The following is an 18,109-nucleotide window of genomic DNA, read 5'->3' on the forward strand; positions in this document are numbered from 1 at the left end:
TTGGGGGCCAGAGGAAAGAGTCCCTGGGTTGGGCATTGCTACATCCTTGTCGTCTTGAACTGGGGGCGACGTTTGTTGGCGTCACTGATGTGGCGAATTTACCTCGTTTTGATGGCGGTTTGCTATGTGGTCAGCGGCTTGCCTGAGGTCGAAAACAGTCCGTGAAGTAGAAGCGTGTGCCTGAAAACTTTACGGGTATCTGGGCTGCTGGGGGTAATTAGTAAAACCAGGCTGAGCCTAGCGCTTTAATCTGCTCTATCTGTTTACCTGTATGAACAGCCAACATGGACGTCGTCAGCCATTTTGCTTTAGGGTGTGGCCATTCGACATCACTCGCAAGGCGGCTTGCATCATGCGTGCAGAGTTCCTGCTATCACTCGAAGCGAGTCTTTGAATGCTGGAGGGCAGCGGCTTGGTTGTAGTCTGTCGATAGGTTGAAGGATACGTCGGTGATCTAACGGTCGCGAGCTGAATCTTGGCTTTTCGCTCATGCTTATGCCTGCTTAACCAGTTTAAATCGGTTAAGATCGCTGTTTTTTTCTAGGCAAATTCGATGACTGACCGTTGGCTGAGCGTCGATGAGATTGCAGAACACCTGGGTGTCAGCAAAGACACCGTTTACTCATGGATTTCCAAGCGCAGCATGCCTGCACACAAGGTGGGTCGTTTGTGGAAATTCCAGAGGTGCGATGTAGACGCCTGGGTGAAAGGGGGTGGGGCGAACGACGATGTGGCACGAGAGCCAGCATGAGCACCGAACGCTACCGTCTGTCGTTTACAACAGGTGGCCTATTTCTACAGGAAGCCCCACTGGTTGCTGAGCGTTACCTATCGCTGCGCGACTGGTCGCAGACTCGTGCTGAGGTGCGTAGTGCCAACCTCCTGCAGGCGCGTACAGCCAATGCAGCCAAGCGCATTAGCATCGAGTTGTTCGGGCGACTCGTACTGCTCGATGTCGAAGAGCTGGAGGTTCTGGTCGAAGGTAACCGGCGTGAGCGCAGTTACTTGCTCTGGTCGGCGGCATGTCGTCGTTATGGTTTCATCCGTGATTTCGCCATTGAGGTATTGCACGAGTACTACCTCAACCGACGTCACCAGATCATGACTGCTGACTACGAGGCTTTCTACAACGCTAAGGCACTTTGGCACAAGGAGCTGGACGAGATTGCAGTCTCCACCCAAAAGCGTCTGCGCCATGGTGTATTTCAGATGCTGCGCGAGGCTGATCTGCTCTCCGATCAAGGTCAGATCCAGCCTGCGCTGCTTAGCCCGTATTTAGCCCGGCTGATAGCCAAGCATGGGCGTGAGCATCTGTTGGTTTTTTCTGCCACGGATAGCGAAATTCAGAGGTGGCTTCAATGAACCGAAAAATCAGCCAGCAGCCGCTGGCCGCACGCTTCGAGCATCTGCTGGGCGTTATCAGCAGCCAGCGTTTTCTAGAGATGAGAGGGCTAAATAACGATCTGCCCTTTTACATCTGCGAGTTCAAAGCTACTGAAGCGGTGGAGATGGGGCGAGTACGTCGACAGCTGGTAACGCGGTTGGCGAACATGAGCATCCCCTGTCTCGAGGGCCGAGGCATACAGGTTCTGGAAATTAACCTGTATGACTTGTCCATTGAGCTGCTCAAAGCCCGGGAGGGCAGCAGCGAGGAGGGTAGCCTCTGGGATGACCTTCTCGCCATTGAGCAGGAGGCAGAGAAAGAGCAGCTGTTGGAAACTCTGCAGAACGTTTTGGGCATCGAAGAGTATCTGATCCCCGCTATTGGTGAGCGGCTGGGTGCTGCTGAGTACGACGTTTTATTCCTCTCTGGGATTGGTGAAGTGTTCCCCTATATCCGTTCACACAACGTGCTGAACAACCTGCAAAGCACTGCTAAGTCCAAGCCCACTGTTATGTTCTTCCCCGGCGAGTACCGTTACTCGTTGGAGCAGGGAGCTTCGCTGGAGCTATTTGGCTTGCTGCACGACGACAAGTACTACCGCGCATTCAACATTTTCGAGACTCAGGCCTGAGGAAGCAGTAGATGGAACTCAACGGCATTTTCCTGAACCCCGTCAGCCGTCCTATCGAAGGGGTGATTAAGGCTGATGATGAAGCCAGCCTGTACAACGAGCTGAGCGAGTATGTGCTGACAGACGAGGTCGCCAAGCGCCTGGAGCACTTTCTTGATGCTTACACCGACTATCACGGTGCCAACGGCGTGTGGGTCTCTGGTTTCTTCGGGTCGGGTAAATCGCACCTGTTGAAGATGCTGGCGCTTTTGTTGGAAAACCGACGCATCGATGGCTCTTCTGCACTGGATATCTTCGTGCCCAAGATCCACGAGGACGATGCACTGTTGCGCAGCATGCTTAAGCAAGCCGTTGCCATCCCCTCGAAGAGCATCCTGTTCAACATCGACCAGAAGGCCGACATCATCAGCAAGACGCAGATCGACGCTTTGCTGTCGGTCTTCGTCAAGGTCTTCAACGAGATGTGCGGCTACTTCGGCAAGCAGGGCTACATTGCCCAGTTCGAACGCGATCTCGACAGTCGCGAGCAGTTCGATGCCTTCAAGAACGCCTACCAGATCATCGCTAAAAAGCCCTGGGAGCGTGGTCGCGAGCAGGCCCTGTTGGAGTCCGGCAACATTGCCAAGGCCTATGCGCAGATTAACGGTGAAGATCCGACTCTGGCCAAGGGAATCCTCGATAAATACCGCACCCAGTACAGCGTCTCCATCGAGGACTTTGGCAACCAGGTCAAGGCCTGGCTAGACAAGCAGCCAGCCAATTTCCGCTTGAATTTCTTTGTCGATGAGGTAGGCCAGTACATCGCCGAAAACACCAAGCTGATGACCAACCTGCAGACAGTTGCCGAAAGTCTGGCGACTAAGTGCCAGGGGAGGGCTTGGATTATCGTCACCGCCCAGGAGGATATGAACTCTGTGCTCGGTGACATGAGCAAGCAGCAGAGTAACGACTTCACCAAGATCCAGGCTCGTTTTTCCAACCGTCTCAAGCTCACCAGCGCTGACGTGGCCGAGGTGATCCAGAAGCGTCTGCTGACTAAGAACGATAGCGGTGCAGGCCTGCTGAAAACCGTCTATGACCAGCAGTTCAACAACTTCAAAACCCTGTTCGAGTTCGCCGATGGGGGCCAACATTACCAGAACTTCCGGGATCTGGAGCATTTCACCTACTGCTATCCGTTTGTGCCGTACCAGTTTCCGCTGTTCCAGTCGGCCATCCGTGGCATTTCTCTGCACAACGGTTTCGAAGGCAAGGCCAATTCGGTGGGCGAGCGCTCCATGCTCGGTGTGTTCCGCGAGGTGGCCATCTCCATTGATAACGAGTCGGTTGGGCAACTGGCCACCTTTGATCGAATGTTTGAAGGCATTCGTGGCGCGCTGAAAAGTGCGATCCAGAGTGCGATCAACACTGCTGAGCATCACCTGGGTGATGAGTATGCTGTTCGTGTCCTCAAGGCTCTGTTCCTGGTCAAGTACGTCAAGGAGTTCAAAGCCACTCTGCGCAACCTCAGTGTTTTGATGCTAGAGCGCTTCGGCGAGGACGTACCAGCCCAGCGCGAGAGGCTGGAAGCTGCGCTCAATCTGCTTGAGCAGCAGACCTACATCCAGCGCAACGGCGATCTGTACGAGTACCTTACAGACGAAGAGAAGGATATTGAGGAGGAGATCAAGAACACCGAGGTGGAGTCTGCGGACATTCTCAAAGAGCTAGAGGCTCTGCTGTTTGATGGCGCGATCAAGCAGCGCAAGATTCGCTATGAGAACGGCCAGGATTACTCCTACACCCGCAAGATGGATGATCGGGTGCTCAGTCGGGAGCATGAGGTCACCATCCATGTCGTAACACCGCTCAGCGACAACTTCGACAATCTCACCGTGCAGCGCATGCAAAGCATGGGGCGGGATGAGCTGCGTGTCGTGTTGCCTGCCGATGCGCGTTTCATGCAAGACCTGACCATGTACAAGCGCACGGAGACGTACATTCGTCAGAACAGCAGCACCCCACAAGAGGCTGTCAAACGAATCCTTGACTCTAAGAGCTTCCAGAATACGGAGCGCCTCGCAGATATTCAGGAGCGTGCCAAGCACCTGTTGGCTGGTGCCCATCTGATCATCAATGCTGCCGATATTGAAGCATCTAGTACCGATGGTCAGACACGGATTCTGAAAGGTTTCTACCAGCTCATCGAAATCACCTATCCGAACCTGCGTATGTTGCGGGATGTGCCTTTCAGCGAGGCTGATATTGGCAAGTACTTGCGGCAGGGCCAGGACGGACTGCTTGGCAATGATGCCACCAGCCTGAGTGAACCCGAGCAGGAGCTGTTGGCTTTTATCCAGACCAATGCTCGCAGTGGCGTTCGTACAACGGTCAAAAGCTTGCTGGAGCGCTTTGAACGCAAGAGCTACGGCTGGTACTACGCCGCAATTCTCTGCAACCTCGCCCTATTGTGCACGCGAGGAAAGGTCGAGGTGCGTCAAGACAGCAATCCCTTGGAAGGGGATCTGCTGGAGCGCAGCCTGCGCAATACTAATGCCCACACCACCCTAGTGCTGGAGCCGCAAATCGAGTTCACCGCGTCCCAGGTACGGGCACTAAAGGATTTCTTTGCGGACTTTATTGGCGAGCCGGCCAGTAGCAATGAGGCTCGCGCTCTGGCGCGTGAAACCATAGATGCCATCAAGGAACTGGAGATCGACCTGGCTGAGTTGCACGGTCAGAAGGTGCAGTATCCATTCCTTAGCGCCTTGGACGGTGTGCTGGCAACTCTCAAGGAAATAGCCGCCAGGAATCCAGCCTGGTTCCTGACGGATCTCGCTCGCGCAGAAGATGCGCTGCTAGAGGCCAAGGAGCAGATCATCGACCCTGTGCAGCGCTTTATGAAAAGCCCGCAGAAAGAGATCTACGATCAGGCCCGTCTGCTGGTGCAGGAGCAGCAAGAGAATTTTGCTTACGTCGGCTCGGCGGAAGTTGACGCCATTCGAGCGGTGCTCGCAGATGCAAAGCCTTGGCAAGGCAATCGCCTTCAACAAGCTCGACAGCAGCTTGAGGCGCTTCAGCTTGCCATCGCCAATCAACTGGCCAGCGAGCAAAAAGCCAGTGAGCAGTTGGTCGATGATCTGGAGCAGCGCCTGCAGGGCGCTGAGGGATACGGGGCTCTCGACGCTGCGCAGAAACAGCAGCTCTCAGCCCCCTTTGCGCAGACTAAGCAGCAGTTGAAAGGGCAGAAGCTCATCGCGGTCATTCGTGACCAGCGCAATCGATTCGAGGACGAACAATATCCTCAGTTGTTGCTCAAGCTGGATCAGTTCGCGCATCCAAAACCGGCTCCTGCTAAGCAAGCCTCGCCATCTACGAAGCCCGAGGATACTGAAACGCTTGGCGCTGATAGGCCTGAAGAGCGAATGTTGAAAGTGGCTGAGCCACGCATCGTGCAGTCTCGCCATATCAAGGTTGGCTACCCTAAGCCCTGGCTGACCAGCGAAACAGAGCTGGACGATTATCTTCAGAAGCAGCGGGAAGCCTGGCTGAAGGAAATCCAAGCCGGCAACCGAGTGCAGATTTGACACTGAATAAATACTACTGGCCCGCTCGATGCGAGGCTAATTCTAGGGCCGTTCGGTTGAATGGCTGAGTGGGGATTGATGGATACCAGCAAACTCAAGAAATTTGCCCAATACGCGCGCCGCATCTTGCTTGATCAGGTGAGCGGTAAGTTGGATGTGGTACTGGCACCGCAAAGTGCTGCACGCCGTGAGCGAGCCCAGGTAGTGGCTGCGCTGGATAAACTGATCAGCATCTCCGGTCGCGAGCATGTGGAAGAGCGTGTTGCCTACACCTGGTTTAACCGCTTCTGTGCCTTGCGCTTTATGGACGTCAACCGCTACACCCGTATCGGCGTGGTGTCGCCGGCTGAGGGGCAGTTCCAGCCCGAGATCCTGGCTGAAGCGAAGATGGGGCACGTCGACGAAGAGATGGTATCGGCTCAGGTTCGTCAGAGGATCCTGGATCTTCTCGCGGGTCGCGCACCAAGTAACGACTCGCAAGGTGAGGCCTATCGCCTACTGGTAGTTGCCGTGTGTAATGCCTGGCACCAGTCCATGCCCTTCCTGTTTGAGCGAATTGACGATTACACCGAGCTGCTAATGCCCGATGATTTGCTTTCGGGCAATTCCATCCTCGCCTATACGCGCGAGGCCATGACGCCCGATGCCTGCGAGGATGTCGAGGTGGTCGGCTGGCTCTACCAGTTCTACATCTCCGAGAAGAAAGATGCGGTGTTCGAGGGGTTGAAGAGGAATCAGAAGATCACCCCAGAGAACATCCCGGCCGCCACTCAGCTGTTCACCCCGCACTGGATTGTGCGCTACCTGGTAGACAATTCTCTGGGCCGACTCTGGCTACTCAACCGGCCCAACTCACGGCTGGCAGAGCAAATGGAGTACTACATCCCGCCAGAGAAGCCAGAGAGTGATTTCCTCAAGATCACCGGTCCAGAGGGCATAAAAGTCTGCGACCCAGCGTGTGGCTCCGGCCACATGCTCTCCTACGCCTTCGACCTGCTGTATGCGATGTACGAAGAGGAGGGTTTTGATCCGGCTGAAATCCCGGAAAAGATCCTCACCCACAATCTCTTTGGCATCGAGCTGGATGAACGTGCAGGAGAACTGGCTGCATTTGCGCTAACCATGAAAGCCCGTGCCCGTCAACGGCGCTTCTTCAATAAAAGCGTTAAGCCGAACATCACCGTGTTGGAGAGAATGATCTTCAGTAGCGAAGAGCTTGATGAGTACATGAGCTTTGTCGGTCGTGACTTGTTCACCTACGGTTTGCGCGAAACGCTGCAGCAGTTCAGTGAGGCTGACAATTTCGGCTCGCTGATTGTGCCCAAAGTCGTCAACGTGGCCGATGTACTGGCCACGTTGGAGAGCAAGGACATGAGCATCAACCTGTTCTTGGCTGAGACGCACAAAAAAGTGCTGAGTGTTCTGCGCATGGCTGACGTCTTGAGCGCGCGCTATGCAGTGGTCGTGGCCAACCCGCCTTATATGGGCGGCAAGGGTATGAATCCTCGCTTGAGCTCTTGGGCCAAGGAGAATTTCCCGAGCAGCAAATCCGACCTGTTTGCGATGTTCATTGAACGCAATCTGGATCTGGCGGTGAAGGGAGGGGCTGTCGCCATGATCACCATGCAGAGCTGGATGTTCCTTTCCTCATTCGAGGCATTGCGCAGCCGTATTCTCAATCAGTACACCATTCTTTCTATGGCGCATCTGGGCGCGCGTGCTTTCGACAGCATCGGCGGTGAGGTCGTTTCGACCACGGCCTTTGTGCTGGAAAACGCCCACAAACCGGATTATCGGGGTGCCTACATGCGGCTTGTGGACGGGAACTCGGAAGCGGAGAAGATGGAGATGCTGTCCACAGCCATCGCACAAGGCAGGGCAGCATGATCAGTAGCTTCCAGCTCAAGAACTTCGGCGCATTCACCGATCTGGCTATCGACTTCTCTCCGGGTATCAACATCATCATCGGTGAAAATGGTACAGGCAAAACCCAACTGCTCAAGTCGATTCTCGCCCTGTGCGGGCAGGAGGCCTATGTGGAGAAGGCAGGCGAACAGCTCGCCCGCAAGCTCTGCCGTCTCTACCACCCCCTCAGTGGACAAGTCGGTGAACTGCGTCGAGCCGGCACGCGCGGAGATGCTGTACTAAGAGCTGTTTTTGCGTCGGGACAGGAAATCACCGCCCGATTCAGCGGCACTGCCAGCCAGGTAAAAGTCAGCACCAGCGCTGGTGGGGAGCTTGCTGCAGCCAACTTTATCCCCACCAAGGAGGTGCTATCGCTGGTTCGCGGCCTTACTGCAGAGCAGCCGGATCAGTCCACCATTGAGCGTATCTTTGACGATGGTTATCTGGACCTGGCTCGCCGGCTCATCAAAGAAGGGGCCGACGACCTGGATGCTAAGGTAAAGCTCGACCCACGCTTTGCCAGCATCGTTCCCCGGTTGGCCAACTTGATTGGCGGGCGCTATGAGTTGCACGAAGGGCGATTCTGCTTTCAGGCTGGCGAGTATGTCGAGAAGCGGGGCAAGAGCAGCTCGGAACAGAAGGCACCGCAGAGCTTCCAGGATTCCGAGCTGTATTTTGTGCCAGCCAAGTCGCGACTGCTGTCCAGCACGATGACTGCAGAAGGCTTTCGCAAGATCGGCGTGTTGCAGCGGCTGCTCAGCAACGGCAGCCTTAACCCTGGAACGGCTGGCCCGCTGCTGTGGGACGAGCCCGAATCCAATCTAAATCCCAAGCTAATGAAGGATCTCGTGCTGGCATTGCTTGAGCTCGCTCGTAATGGCCAGCAAGTCATCCTCGCCACACACGACTACGTGCTGCTAAAATGGTTCGATCTGCTGTTGGATAAGAAGGGCAAGGGCGACCAAGTGCGTTTCCATGTGCTATCGCGCGAGGCGGAAACGGGGCAAGTACTTCGAGACAGCATGGACGACTACCGTGCCATTGAACCGAATGCAATCGCTGAAACATTCAACGATCTGACAAAGGAGCAAGTGGCCCGCAAGATGGGTGGCTTAGGTAAATGAAGTTGCGTGAGCGCGATCTGGAAATCGACTTCACCGATGCGATTGACGCCATCGTCTTCGATCAGATGAACAGGAAAAAATCGGGCTACCACGGCATCGGGGAAATGCACCGCGTCGATTTTGTGGTGGAACTGGAAGAGGCGATTCTCTTCGTTGAGGTTAAAGACCCAGGTAACCCTAAGGCGCAGCCTGAGGGGCTAGAAAAATTCTATGGGGAGCTTGCGGACGGAACGCTGGGTGACACTTTTGCCGCGAAATTCATCGATACCTTCTTGTACCGATGGGCTGAGGAACTTCTGCATAAGCCTGTGCATTATCTCAGTCTGGTCACGTTCGAAGATAGCGAGCTATTTCCAAACTTCTCTGACGAGATCGCAAGAAAGCTACCTCCAATGGGGAAGGTCATGCCTCGTTGGAAGCGGCAGTTGGTGGAGAACTGCCAAGTTTTCAATATTGACCTGTGGAACGACAGCTTCCCAAAGTGGCCCGCGACTCGTATCGCTCCATCGGTAAAGGCCTCGCGCAACGGGAAAACGATTGCGGACGACTGGCAGCAGGCCGGTGCGCCAGTTCATGAACAGGATTTGGAGAAAAACGATGAGTGAGAGCCAAGCCAGTAAGGCTGATCGGAGTGTGGAGAAATTTTTCTTCCGGGCTTCGGCTGCGGATTTCAAAAAAATGCCAGGAGGGGGCATTGCTTATTGGCTAAGCGAAAATGCCAGAAAATGCTATGTGATTGGGGAGAAAGTCCAGGAGAGCTTCCCCGCCAAGCTCGGTATGCGCACAGGAGATAACTCTAAGTGGCTGCGCTTATGGCATGAAGTCTCGAAAAATGAAACAAACCTCAATGCTTTGAATGCTGGGGATGCAGAGTCTTCCGGAAAGAAATGGTTTCCATATAACAAGGGTGGTGATTTTCGGCGTTGGTATGGGAACAATGAGTTTCTCGTTTTCTGGAAGGAGAACGGATTCGACATTAAAAAAGAGACGCTGGAAAAGTATCCTCAGCTAAGTTGGGGTAATCTTGGGTGGAAAATAACTAACGAGAAGGATTTTTTTAAGAGATCTCTCACTTGGTCGTTTGTTAGCTCTTCTTATTTTGGCGTTAGGTGTTCACTGGGTGGGGCAATATTTGATGTGGGTGGCTCAAGCACTTTTCCGTCCGATATGGATTATTATGTTGCTGCCGGTTATTTGTGTTCAAAGGTTGCCTTTGAGTTTCTTAAGGCCTCAAACCCGACTTTGAATTTTCAAGTTGTCAATGTCAATGAGCTTCCTTGGATTGACGCCGGATCTAATAGAGCTGCAGCTGAAGCTGCTGTCAGAGAGCTTGTTAGCCTTAGTAGGACGGATTGGGACTCCTACGAAACCTCCTGGGACTTCACTAACTTCCCGTTGTTGTATCCCGAGCATCGCCAGCCCACGCTCAAGGCTAGTTATCAGAAGCTGCGCGCTTACTGGCGCGAAATGACGCTGGACATGCAGCGACTGGAGGAAGAGAACAATCACATCTTTATCGACGCCTACGGCCTGCAGGACGAGCTGACGCCCGAGGTGCCACTAAACCAGATCACGCTCACCTGCAACCCGCACTATCGCTATGGCGGAGAAAAGACCAAGGAAGAGCTGGAGGTGATGCTACTGGCAGACACTGTGCGCGAACTGGTTTCCTATGCTGTAGGCTGCATGTTCGGCCGTTACAGCCTAGACAAGTCGGGCTTGGTCCTGGCCAACCAGGGCGAGACGCTAGCGGACTATCTGCGCGAAGTGCCACAGCCGAGCTTCCCGGCCGATGACGACAACGTGATCCCGCTACTCGACGGTGACTGGTTTCCAGACGATATCACCCTGCGTTTTCGTCAATTCCTGCGTGTGGCCTTTGGCGACGTGCACTACGAGGACAACCTGGCTTTCATCGAGCAAGCGCTCAACGTCAAGGGCAAGCGCAACTACAGCCTACGCGACTACTTCCTGGGTGAGTTCTATGCAGACCATGTGAAACGTTACAAGAAGCGCCCAATCTACTGGCTGTTCAGCAGCCCGAAAGGGACTTTCAACGCACTGGTTTATCTGCATCGCTATCGTTCGGATACTGTCAGTGTGGTGCTTAATTACCTGCGCGATTTCCGCAAAAAGCTCGCCTCGCGCTTGGATTACCTGCAGCAGGTAGCCATCAACCCATCTGCCAGTCAAAGCGAAAAAACGAAAGCCAGCAAGGAGGCTGATACGATCAAAAAACAACTCATTGAGCTGGACGATTACGAGCGCGATACCCTTTATCCGCTGGCGACCGAGCAGGTCGAATTGGAACTGGACGATGGAGTTAAGGTTAATTACCTCAAGCTAGGGACTGCGCTGAAGAAAATCCCCGGCCTAGAAGCCAAGGAAGACTGACGTATGCCGGGTAGTTTCGAAAAGGCGATCACGATTCGTCAGGCTATACGCAACATCGATGACCGGACGTTTTTGTTGCCGGCGATCCAGCGCAATTTTGTCTGGTCGACGCAGCAGATCTGCACGCTCTTTGATTCCCTGATGCGTGAGTATCCCATCAACACGTTCATGATGTGGGATGTAACGAGCCCCGAGATCAAGAATAAATACCGTTTTTATAGCTTCCTGACCGACTACTGCCAGCGCTTCAAGGAGTCCAATGACTATGTCGCGACTCAGGGGGATTTCAAAAACTTCAAGGCGGTTATAGATGGGCAGCAGCGGCTGACCTCAATCTACATCGGTCTAAAAGGAACCTATGCCTACAAGCAGCCTAGGGTCTGGTGGCCCAACGCGCGCAACGATCAGGTTCTCCCGCCACGCCGGCTTTACCTCAACCTGGGCAAGGGCGTTGAAGGAGATGACAACGAGTCTATGGCTCAGTACGACTTCCGATTCCTGACTGAGAAGCAGATAGCAACGTACAAGAACGACAGCACCTCGTTTTGGTTTGAGGTGGGTAAGGTCTTAGAGCTGCCCGATGTTCGCTCTGATGATGAGATTCTGATGGAGATTGTGCTGCCTTACCTGACGGAACAGGGACTGGCTAGCAATAGGTTTGCACTCAAGACGTTGAATCGTCTATATCACCTCGTTCGGAGAGAGGAGGTCATCCACTACTATAACGAGGAAAGTCAGGATATCGACCATGTCCTTGACGTGTTCATTCGTACCAACAGCGGTGGTACGCCGTTGGCGTTTTCCGACCTGTTGATGTCGATTGCGATTGCCAACTGGCAGGGCGATGCGCGCAAAGACATTGATGAGTTGATTGCCGAGGTAAGGCAGAGTTCAGAGATGCAGTTTTCGATTGGTCGAGACTGGGTTCTCAAGACTTGCTTGATGCTTATCGGTGCCGATGTGCGGTTTAAGGTCAAAAACTTCGACGCTGATCAGGTTAGTGTCATCCAGACGCAATGGTCGCAGATCCGATCCTGCATTGTCGCAACCTTCAAATTGTTGCGTCTTTTCGGGCTGAATGACCATTCGTTGAGAGCAAAGAATGCCGTCATCCCGTTAGCATTCTACCTGTACAAGCAGTCATTCCAGGACAGGCCGCTATATCTGAGCATCAACAACATCAACCAGTTGCGCGATGAGCGCCTAGCACTGTCTCGCTGGTTGCACATGGTGCTGCTGCGCGGGGTTTTTGGCGGTCAAGCTGATGGTGTACTGACGAGAATGCAGCGGCTGCTTAACAAGCACATCGGCAAAAAGGCATTCCCTCTGGAAGCAATCATCGAAGCTTTCACTGCGTCCAACAAGGATCTGCGCTTTGACGAGGCATATCTCAGAGGACTGCTCGATATCCAGTATGGGGACTCGCGGTGTCGTTCGGTCTTGAGTCTGTTGTTCCCCGAAATCAACGAAAACTTGCAGTTCGACATCGATCACTTGCATCCGCAAAGCGCCTTCAGCAAGGCAGAGCTCTCCAAGCAAGGTTTTCTCAAAAGTGACTCTGAGTTGATGGCGTTCTACCAGAGCCCGGTCAATTGGAACTCGATTGCCAACCTGCACCTTCTGAATGCTTCACAGAACCGCTCCAAAAAGGATATGCCGCTGATCGAGTGGCTGGCCGAAAAGGGGTGCGGCATCAAACGGGCCGACTTGCTGCTAGACGAGAGTAACAGTCTGCAGTTTCAGGACTTCCAGGCGTTCTGCAATGCACGGCGTGAAGCCCTTCTCCAGCGCCTCCGTAGCAATGTGGTGGTAAGTGGGCCACAGCCAGCATCGGAAGAGATATTGGATGAAGAGGAAGAGAGTGAGGCTGCGGCATGAGCAACTCGAAGATTACTCAGGCGCTTACCAACCTGTTTGAGAAGCAGCGCATTGTCTTCTGGTACGACAATCGTCTGGAGTTCCGTGCGGATTTTGAATCGCTAGAGCTGGCGGGTATCGAGAAAATCGAGCTGGCTAACAACGAGTTCGGTGTGAAGTATCGAGTCTTGCGCGAACGGCCCGAGCAGAAATTTCTGCTATACCGCGAGGGTGCCGAGCCGGCCTACCTGGATAATTGGTTGCTCGATGTGCAACTGGCCAGCGGAAATACTTTCCGCACGGACCAGCTTGCCCTGTGGCTGGCTGAGCTGGAGTTGGGGCCAGACTGCTATCCTGTGCTGGAGGAGCATGCAGCCTTCTTCACTGCGGCCAAGCGGCGTGAGCAGTTGCATAAGCTGCTGCAACCAGGCGACTCGCAGAGCATGCTACGTTTCAAGATGCTTGCTGTCTGCGCTGGCGCAAAGGGTGAGCCGCGACTGGATGTGATTGTTGAGGAACTGCTGGCTGAGCTCGCCAATGCTGAAAGTACGTGCATCAAGCTCATTGAAACAAGCGGCCTGGATAGCTTCCTCTGGGAGCAGATGAAGCGCGCTTACGGTTATGTGTCGGAGCAGCCGGGACTGCACGATTTCGTGATCGAGCTTTTCAAGGCTTGCTTCATGATGGGCACGGATCCTGAGTACAAGGCGCGCTTGTCAGCCGAATCTTTGGTTTTTCTCCGGCGCTGGAAAGACAGTCGTTCACATGAGAGCAGCTTCGAGCTGCTTTCTGCTCAGTGTGCAGAGGTACTACAGATTGGTGACAAGTTGCATAAGCTTGATTACCGGATCCTACTGGAGCTCGACTACTTCGAGCTGATCGACCGCAAGATCCTCAGTGAGCTTGTTCGCGCCACGGTAGCTCGGACGGCGACAGCTGCCGATGTTGAGCAGTCTGTTCGTCAGCGACGCCAGAGTCATTGGTTCAGCCATTTCGAGGATGTCTATCTGGCGCTGGACCATGCCGCGCAGTTTCTGCAAACATTGGATGCAGCAAAGCTGGAAATGACATCCTTGGCCGATGGCGTGGCGAAATATGCGAAGAGCTGGTATCGGCTGGATCAGCTGTATCGCAAATTTGTCCATCACGCGCGCAAGTCTGGCCAGGCTTCCTTGCTGGAGGAGCTCAGCATCCAGATCGAAAACCAGTACACTAACAATTATCTGGCGCGTCTCAATGATCGTTGGCAGCAGTTTGTGGACTCTGCTCCGAGCTGGACGGCCGCTCCGATCATGCTGCAGCGGAATTTCTTCAGCCGCTGCGTAAAATCCTTCCTGGAGCGCAAGACCAAGGTCTGCGTGCTGATCTCGGATGCCTTCCGTTATGAGGTGGGTGAAGAGCTGCAGAGCCTGATTCGCCGTGAAGACCGCTTTGAGGCCGAGTTGGAGCCGGCGCTTTCCATGTTGCCGAGCTTCACGCAGCTTGGTATGGCCGCACTGCTTCCTAACCAGGCATTGCAGCTGGCTGAAAATGACAGCGGTGATGCGATAGTGGATGGTCAGAGCGCTCAGGGCTCGGCCAATCGCGGCAAGATCCTTGCCGCTGCGGTGCCAAGCTCTGCTGTTGTGTTGGCCAAAGACCTGCTGGCTATGAATCAGGCGGATTCACGGGCACTGCTGCGTGATAACGATGTGGTTTACGTGTACCACAACCTGATCGACAAGACTGGCGATACGCGAGATACCGAGGAGCGGGTGTTTGCTGCGGCAGAAGAGACATTGTCCGAGCTTGTCCGCCTGGTGAAGAAGCTGACCAATGCTAATGCCAGCAACCTTTTGGTCACCGCAGACCATGGTTTCATCTACCAGCACCGACCGCTGGAAGAGAGCGATTTTCTCAGCAATGTGCCGGATGGTGATGAGGTGCTCTATCGCGACCGGCGTTTCGTCCTTGGGCGCGCTCTGCGTAGTCAAGCAGGTTTCCGGACATTCACCCCTGAACAGCTGGGGCTTGAAGGATCGCTGGATGTACAGATCCCTAAGTCGATCAATCGCTTGCGTCTCAAAGGTTCTGGCAGCCGGTTCGTGCATGGTGGTGCCACGTTGCAAGAGGTGGTGATCCCGGTTGTGCGCATCAACAAAAAGCGCCAGAGCGATGTTGGAAGTGTGGAAGTAGAGTTTATCGGAGGCGGGAGCAGAAGCATCACGACTGGCCAATTGGCTGTTGTGCTGTATCAGTCCGAGGCGGTCACTGAGAAGAAACAAGCTCGCCGGTTGCGTGCTGGGCTGTACACCTTGGACGGTGAGTTAATCTCCGACTCGCATGAACTGACGTTCGATTTCGCGTCCGAAAATCCTCGTGAACGAGAGCTGTCGGTGCGCTTCATCCTGAGCCGGAAAGCTGATGAAGCAAACAACCAGCAGGTTGAGCTGCGACTCGAAGAGCAGATTGAAGGCACCTCACATGTAACCCAGTACAAGGTCACTCGGTATACGATTCGTCGTTCGTTCACTAGTGAATTCGATTTTTAAGCGGGAGCCCTCATGAGTCAGCTCGATGAGAAGATCAACCAGCATTTTGCGGGCTTAGTCGTTCGCAAGGATCTGGTCAAAGCTGTTAAGGGCAACGCCATCGTGCCGTCCTATGTACTGGAATACCTGCTGGGCCAGTACTGCGCAACGAATGATGAGTCGACGATTCAAACCGGTATCGAGACGGTTAAGGAAATCCTGCGCAAGCACTATGTGCATCGCAACGAAGCGGGGTTGGTGCGTTCGATCATCAAGGAGAAGGGGCGTCACAAGGTCATCGACCGGGTCAGCGTTTCTCTCAACGACAAAGACGATGTGTACGAGGCTGAGTTCGCTAACCTCGGGATAAGAAAGGTGCTGATCGACTCCAGCACGGTGAAGGCACATCAGAAGCTGTTGGTCGGAGGGGTGTGGTGCATCGCTGATCTGGAGTACGACTACACCGAAGATAAATCCTCATCTCCTTGGGTGCTGGCCTCGCTCAAGCCTATCCAGATCTCCCGTTTTGATTTCGACGGTTATCTGGAGGCCCGCAAGCAGTTCACCACGGATGAGTGGATTGATCTGCTTATTCAGAGCATCGGCTTCAATCCGCAGATGTTCGGCAAGCGCAACAAGCTCTTGCAGCTGATCCGTCTGATTCCATTTTGCGAGCGGAACTACAACCTGATCGAGCTAGGGCCGAAGGGCACCGGCAAGTCGCATGTTTACTCCGAGTTTTCTCCCCATGGGATCCTGATTTCCGGCGGTGAGGTGACGGTACCCAAGCTGTTCGTCCACAACGGTACAGGCAAACTTGGTCTCGTGGGTTATTGGGATGTGGTGGCCTTCGATGAATTCGCTGGCAAGCAAAAGCGGGTGGACAAGGCGCTGGTCGACATCATGAAAAACTACATGGCCAACAAATCGTTCTCGCGGGGTGTAGAAACCCTTGGGGCCGAGGCCAGTATGGTGTTTGTCGGCAACACCGATCACACCGTGCCGTACATGCTCAAGCACAGCGACCTATTCGATCCGCTGCCGGAGAAGTTCCACGACTCGGCGTTCCTCGACCGCTTGCACAGCTACATACCTGGATGGGAAGTGGATGTGATCCGTGGAGAAATGTTCTCCACGGGCTACGGCTTCGTAGTGGACTACCTGGCCGAGATTCTCCGCTCACTGCGCAGCCATGATTTCTCAGATCGCTACAAAGGTCTGTTCACGTTGTCAGATGAGATCTCAACACGTGATCGTGATGGTATCAACAAGACCTTCTCCGGCTTGATGAAAATCCTCTTTCCTCATGGTGAGGCGACTGAGTCGGAGGTCGAAGATTTGTTGCGCTGCGCTATCGAAGGGCGCAAACGTGTCAAAGACCAGTTGTTGCGTATCGACACAACCTACCCAGCTGTGCGTTTTACCTATAAAGGAACGGATGGCGTAGAGAGGCTGATCTCCACCCTGGAGGAGAGCGAGTACCCGAACCAGTACCACCGACGAGTGGCGAGTGAAGTTTCGGAGTTAGATCCATTCGATTTGGCTAACGCCGCTTCCAAGAGTGCGGATAGCGATGCGGTCTGTCCTCCGCTTGTTCATTCTGCTGTCTCGGTGAGTAAAGAGCCTGAGCTAAAACCTCAGCATCTGGTAGTCCAGGAGAACCAGCGCGGCGTCACCTTCGATAAGCTGTTTGGACCGTACTTAAAAGGGGCTAAGCGGATCATCGTTATAGATCCCTACCTGCGGATGTTCCATCAATTGCGTAACCTCATGGAGCTGATGGAGACGATCAGTAAGCAGCTTGCTTCCGGTGAGGAGGTGGCCGTACATGTGGTCACCGTTGAGGATGAGTTCAACGGTGATCGCCAGACCGAAAGCCTGCAGAAAATTGCGGAAGCTTGTGCCGGGGTGGGTATTCAACTCACTTGGGTGTATGACACGACAGGGACTAAACACGATCGTGACATAACCACTGATAGGGGCTGGAAAATCGTTCTCGGGCGGGGGTTGGATATCTTCCAGCGCTTCGAACTGAACGACGCGTTTAGCTTTGCGAATCGCCTACAGCAACATCGCCAGTGCAAGGAGTTCAGCGCAACGTTCATCAGGGTCGAGGATGCCGGGGAGTGAAGCGGCTGTGGAATAATACTCTACCCAAGGTCCGCAGAGTCTTTACAAACTGTTCGTATGCTTAGGCGCCGCATCTTAATACTGTCGACTGACGGCTTTAGCTTCGAGCATCCAGGCGGTGCCCATTCGTTTGAGGATCAATGAGGCTGTGAGACGATAGTAATAGCAGCTAGCATGCGAATGGCTTTTTAGGTACTCGGTGAAAAACCAGCGTACATGCTTATGCCGCCAGGTCCAGGGGGTGTCTTGTTGCCATCGCTGTTGGATGGCCACTTGCATGCATCGGGCTTGCCGTAGGTGGCGTTGCTGAGTGGCCTTCGAGCCATTCAGTACGCCACTCAGGAACAGTGCCATGTCGAAAGGCCTGGTCACGTTCGACCTCCAATGTAGGTTGTGATCACATTGATCCGGTTATGTCCGAGCTCAAGGCTGATCTGCTGGCGCGCCTGTTGATCAAGGTCGCGGTCAATGCGATAGCAATGTAAGCGCTCCATGAACCCCACATTTAAAGCGCTTACCTGATCCCCGATGCTGTGCTCCCGATTTCTTTCTGGAGTCTGCCGACGATGATGCGCCCCGACGCCAAAGTCGAAAAAGTCTATCTCTAC

At 54.0% G+C, this 18,109-nt stretch carries 12 protein-coding genes; 11 read left to right on the forward strand and 1 reads right to left on the reverse strand.

Features of this window, described 5'->3' with window-relative positions:
• Positions 1-553: 553 nt before the first annotated feature.
• The 11 genes from F3J45_RS26885 (at position 554) to brxL (ending at position 17,501) form a co-directional block, all read left to right on the forward strand.
• Positions 554-751 carry a helix-turn-helix domain-containing protein gene (locus tag F3J45_RS26885; RefSeq protein ID WP_167070214.1) on the forward strand — a complete coding sequence of 66 codons (198 nt, stop codon included), beginning with the start codon at positions 554-556 and terminating at the stop codon, positions 749-751.
• Positions 748-1,362, forward strand: coding sequence for a DUF1819 family protein (locus F3J45_RS26890; RefSeq protein WP_167070216.1), 615 nt, complete (start codon positions 748-750; stop codon positions 1,360-1,362). The genes F3J45_RS26885 and F3J45_RS26890 overlap by 4 nt, the downstream gene beginning before the upstream one ends.
• Positions 1,359-2,015, forward strand: a complete 657-nt coding sequence (locus tag F3J45_RS26895) for a DUF1788 domain-containing protein (protein WP_167070218.1) — start codon at positions 1,359-1,361, stop codon at positions 2,013-2,015. The genes F3J45_RS26890 and F3J45_RS26895 overlap by 4 nt, the downstream gene beginning before the upstream one ends.
• Before the next feature lie 11 nt (positions 2,016-2,026).
• Positions 2,027-5,581, forward strand: coding sequence for a BREX system P-loop protein BrxC (gene brxC, locus F3J45_RS26900; RefSeq protein WP_167070220.1), 3,555 nt, complete (start codon positions 2,027-2,029; stop codon positions 5,579-5,581).
• A 78-nt stretch (positions 5,582-5,659) separates the two neighbouring features.
• Positions 5,660-7,468 carry a BREX-1 system adenine-specific DNA-methyltransferase PglX gene (pglX, locus tag F3J45_RS26905; protein WP_167070222.1) on the forward strand — a complete coding sequence of 603 codons (1,809 nt, stop codon included), beginning with the start codon at positions 5,660-5,662 and terminating at the stop codon, positions 7,466-7,468.
• Positions 7,465-8,610: an ATP/GTP-binding protein gene (locus F3J45_RS26910; RefSeq protein WP_167070224.1), complete on the forward strand. Its 1,146-nt coding sequence runs from the start codon at positions 7,465-7,467 to the stop codon at positions 8,608-8,610. The genes pglX (F3J45_RS26905) and F3J45_RS26910 overlap by 4 nt, the downstream gene beginning before the upstream one ends.
• Positions 8,607-9,215, forward strand: a complete 609-nt coding sequence (locus F3J45_RS26915) for a hypothetical protein (protein ID WP_205300699.1) — start codon at positions 8,607-8,609, stop codon at positions 9,213-9,215. The genes F3J45_RS26910 and F3J45_RS26915 overlap by 4 nt, the downstream gene beginning before the upstream one ends.
• Positions 9,208-11,004 carry a BREX-1 system adenine-specific DNA-methyltransferase PglX gene (gene pglX / locus F3J45_RS26920; RefSeq protein ID WP_205300700.1) on the forward strand — a complete coding sequence of 599 codons (1,797 nt, stop codon included), beginning with the start codon at positions 9,208-9,210 and terminating at the stop codon, positions 11,002-11,004. The genes F3J45_RS26915 and pglX (F3J45_RS26920) overlap by 8 nt, the downstream gene beginning before the upstream one ends.
• A 3-nt stretch (positions 11,005-11,007) precedes the next feature.
• On the forward strand, positions 11,008-12,882 hold the full coding sequence (locus F3J45_RS26925) for a DUF262 domain-containing protein (RefSeq protein ID WP_167070228.1): 1,875 nt from the start codon (positions 11,008-11,010) through the stop codon (positions 12,880-12,882).
• Positions 12,879-15,392 (forward strand): BREX-1 system phosphatase PglZ type A, encoded by a 2,514-nt coding sequence (gene pglZ / locus F3J45_RS26930; RefSeq protein WP_167070230.1) that lies wholly within the window; start codon positions 12,879-12,881, stop codon positions 15,390-15,392. Before F3J45_RS26925 ends, pglZ begins: the two co-directional genes overlap by 4 nt.
• A 12-nt stretch (positions 15,393-15,404) precedes the next feature.
• Entirely contained in the window at positions 15,405-17,501 is a 2,097-nt protein-coding gene (gene brxL / locus F3J45_RS26935; RefSeq protein WP_167070232.1) for a BREX system Lon protease-like protein BrxL, read from the forward strand.
• Positions 17,502-17,869: 368 nt separating this feature from the next.
• On the opposite strand, the gene F3J45_RS29930 is transcribed toward brxL, so the two are convergent.
• Positions 17,870-18,109: hypothetical protein (locus F3J45_RS29930; RefSeq protein WP_205300701.1), on the reverse strand; the 240-nt coding region annotated here is incomplete at its 5' end.

The organism is Pantoea sp. Ap-967 (assembly GCF_011752565.1).
Classification (GTDB): domain Bacteria; phylum Pseudomonadota; class Gammaproteobacteria; order Pseudomonadales; family Pseudomonadaceae; genus Aquipseudomonas.

What these genes read in the sequence shown, in the direction of transcription:
- F3J45_RS26890 (WP_167070216.1), top strand. Translation starts at nt 748, where the DNA reads ATGAGCACCGAACGCTACCGTCTGTCGTTTACAACAGGTGGCCTATTT.
- brxC (WP_167070220.1), top strand. Translation starts at nt 2,027, where the DNA reads ATGGAACTCAACGGCATTTTCCTGAACCCCGTCAGCCGTCCTATCGAA.
- pglZ (WP_167070230.1), top strand. Translation starts at nt 12,879, where the DNA reads ATGAGCAACTCGAAGATTACTCAGGCGCTTACCAACCTGTTTGAGAAG.
- F3J45_RS26915 (WP_205300699.1), top strand. Translation starts at nt 8,607, where the DNA reads ATGAAGTTGCGTGAGCGCGATCTGGAAATCGACTTCACCGATGCGATT.
- F3J45_RS26910 (WP_167070224.1), top strand. Translation starts at nt 7,465, where the DNA reads ATGATCAGTAGCTTCCAGCTCAAGAACTTCGGCGCATTCACCGATCTG.
- pglX (WP_167070222.1), top strand. Translation starts at nt 5,660, where the DNA reads ATGGATACCAGCAAACTCAAGAAATTTGCCCAATACGCGCGCCGCATC.
- pglX (WP_205300700.1), top strand. Translation starts at nt 9,208, where the DNA reads ATGAGTGAGAGCCAAGCCAGTAAGGCTGATCGGAGTGTGGAGAAATTT.
- F3J45_RS26925 (WP_167070228.1), top strand. Translation starts at nt 11,008, where the DNA reads ATGCCGGGTAGTTTCGAAAAGGCGATCACGATTCGTCAGGCTATACGC.
- F3J45_RS26885 (WP_167070214.1), top strand. Translation starts at nt 554, where the DNA reads ATGACTGACCGTTGGCTGAGCGTCGATGAGATTGCAGAACACCTGGGT.
- F3J45_RS26895 (WP_167070218.1), top strand. Translation starts at nt 1,359, where the DNA reads ATGAACCGAAAAATCAGCCAGCAGCCGCTGGCCGCACGCTTCGAGCAT.
- brxL (WP_167070232.1), top strand. Translation starts at nt 15,405, where the DNA reads ATGAGTCAGCTCGATGAGAAGATCAACCAGCATTTTGCGGGCTTAGTC.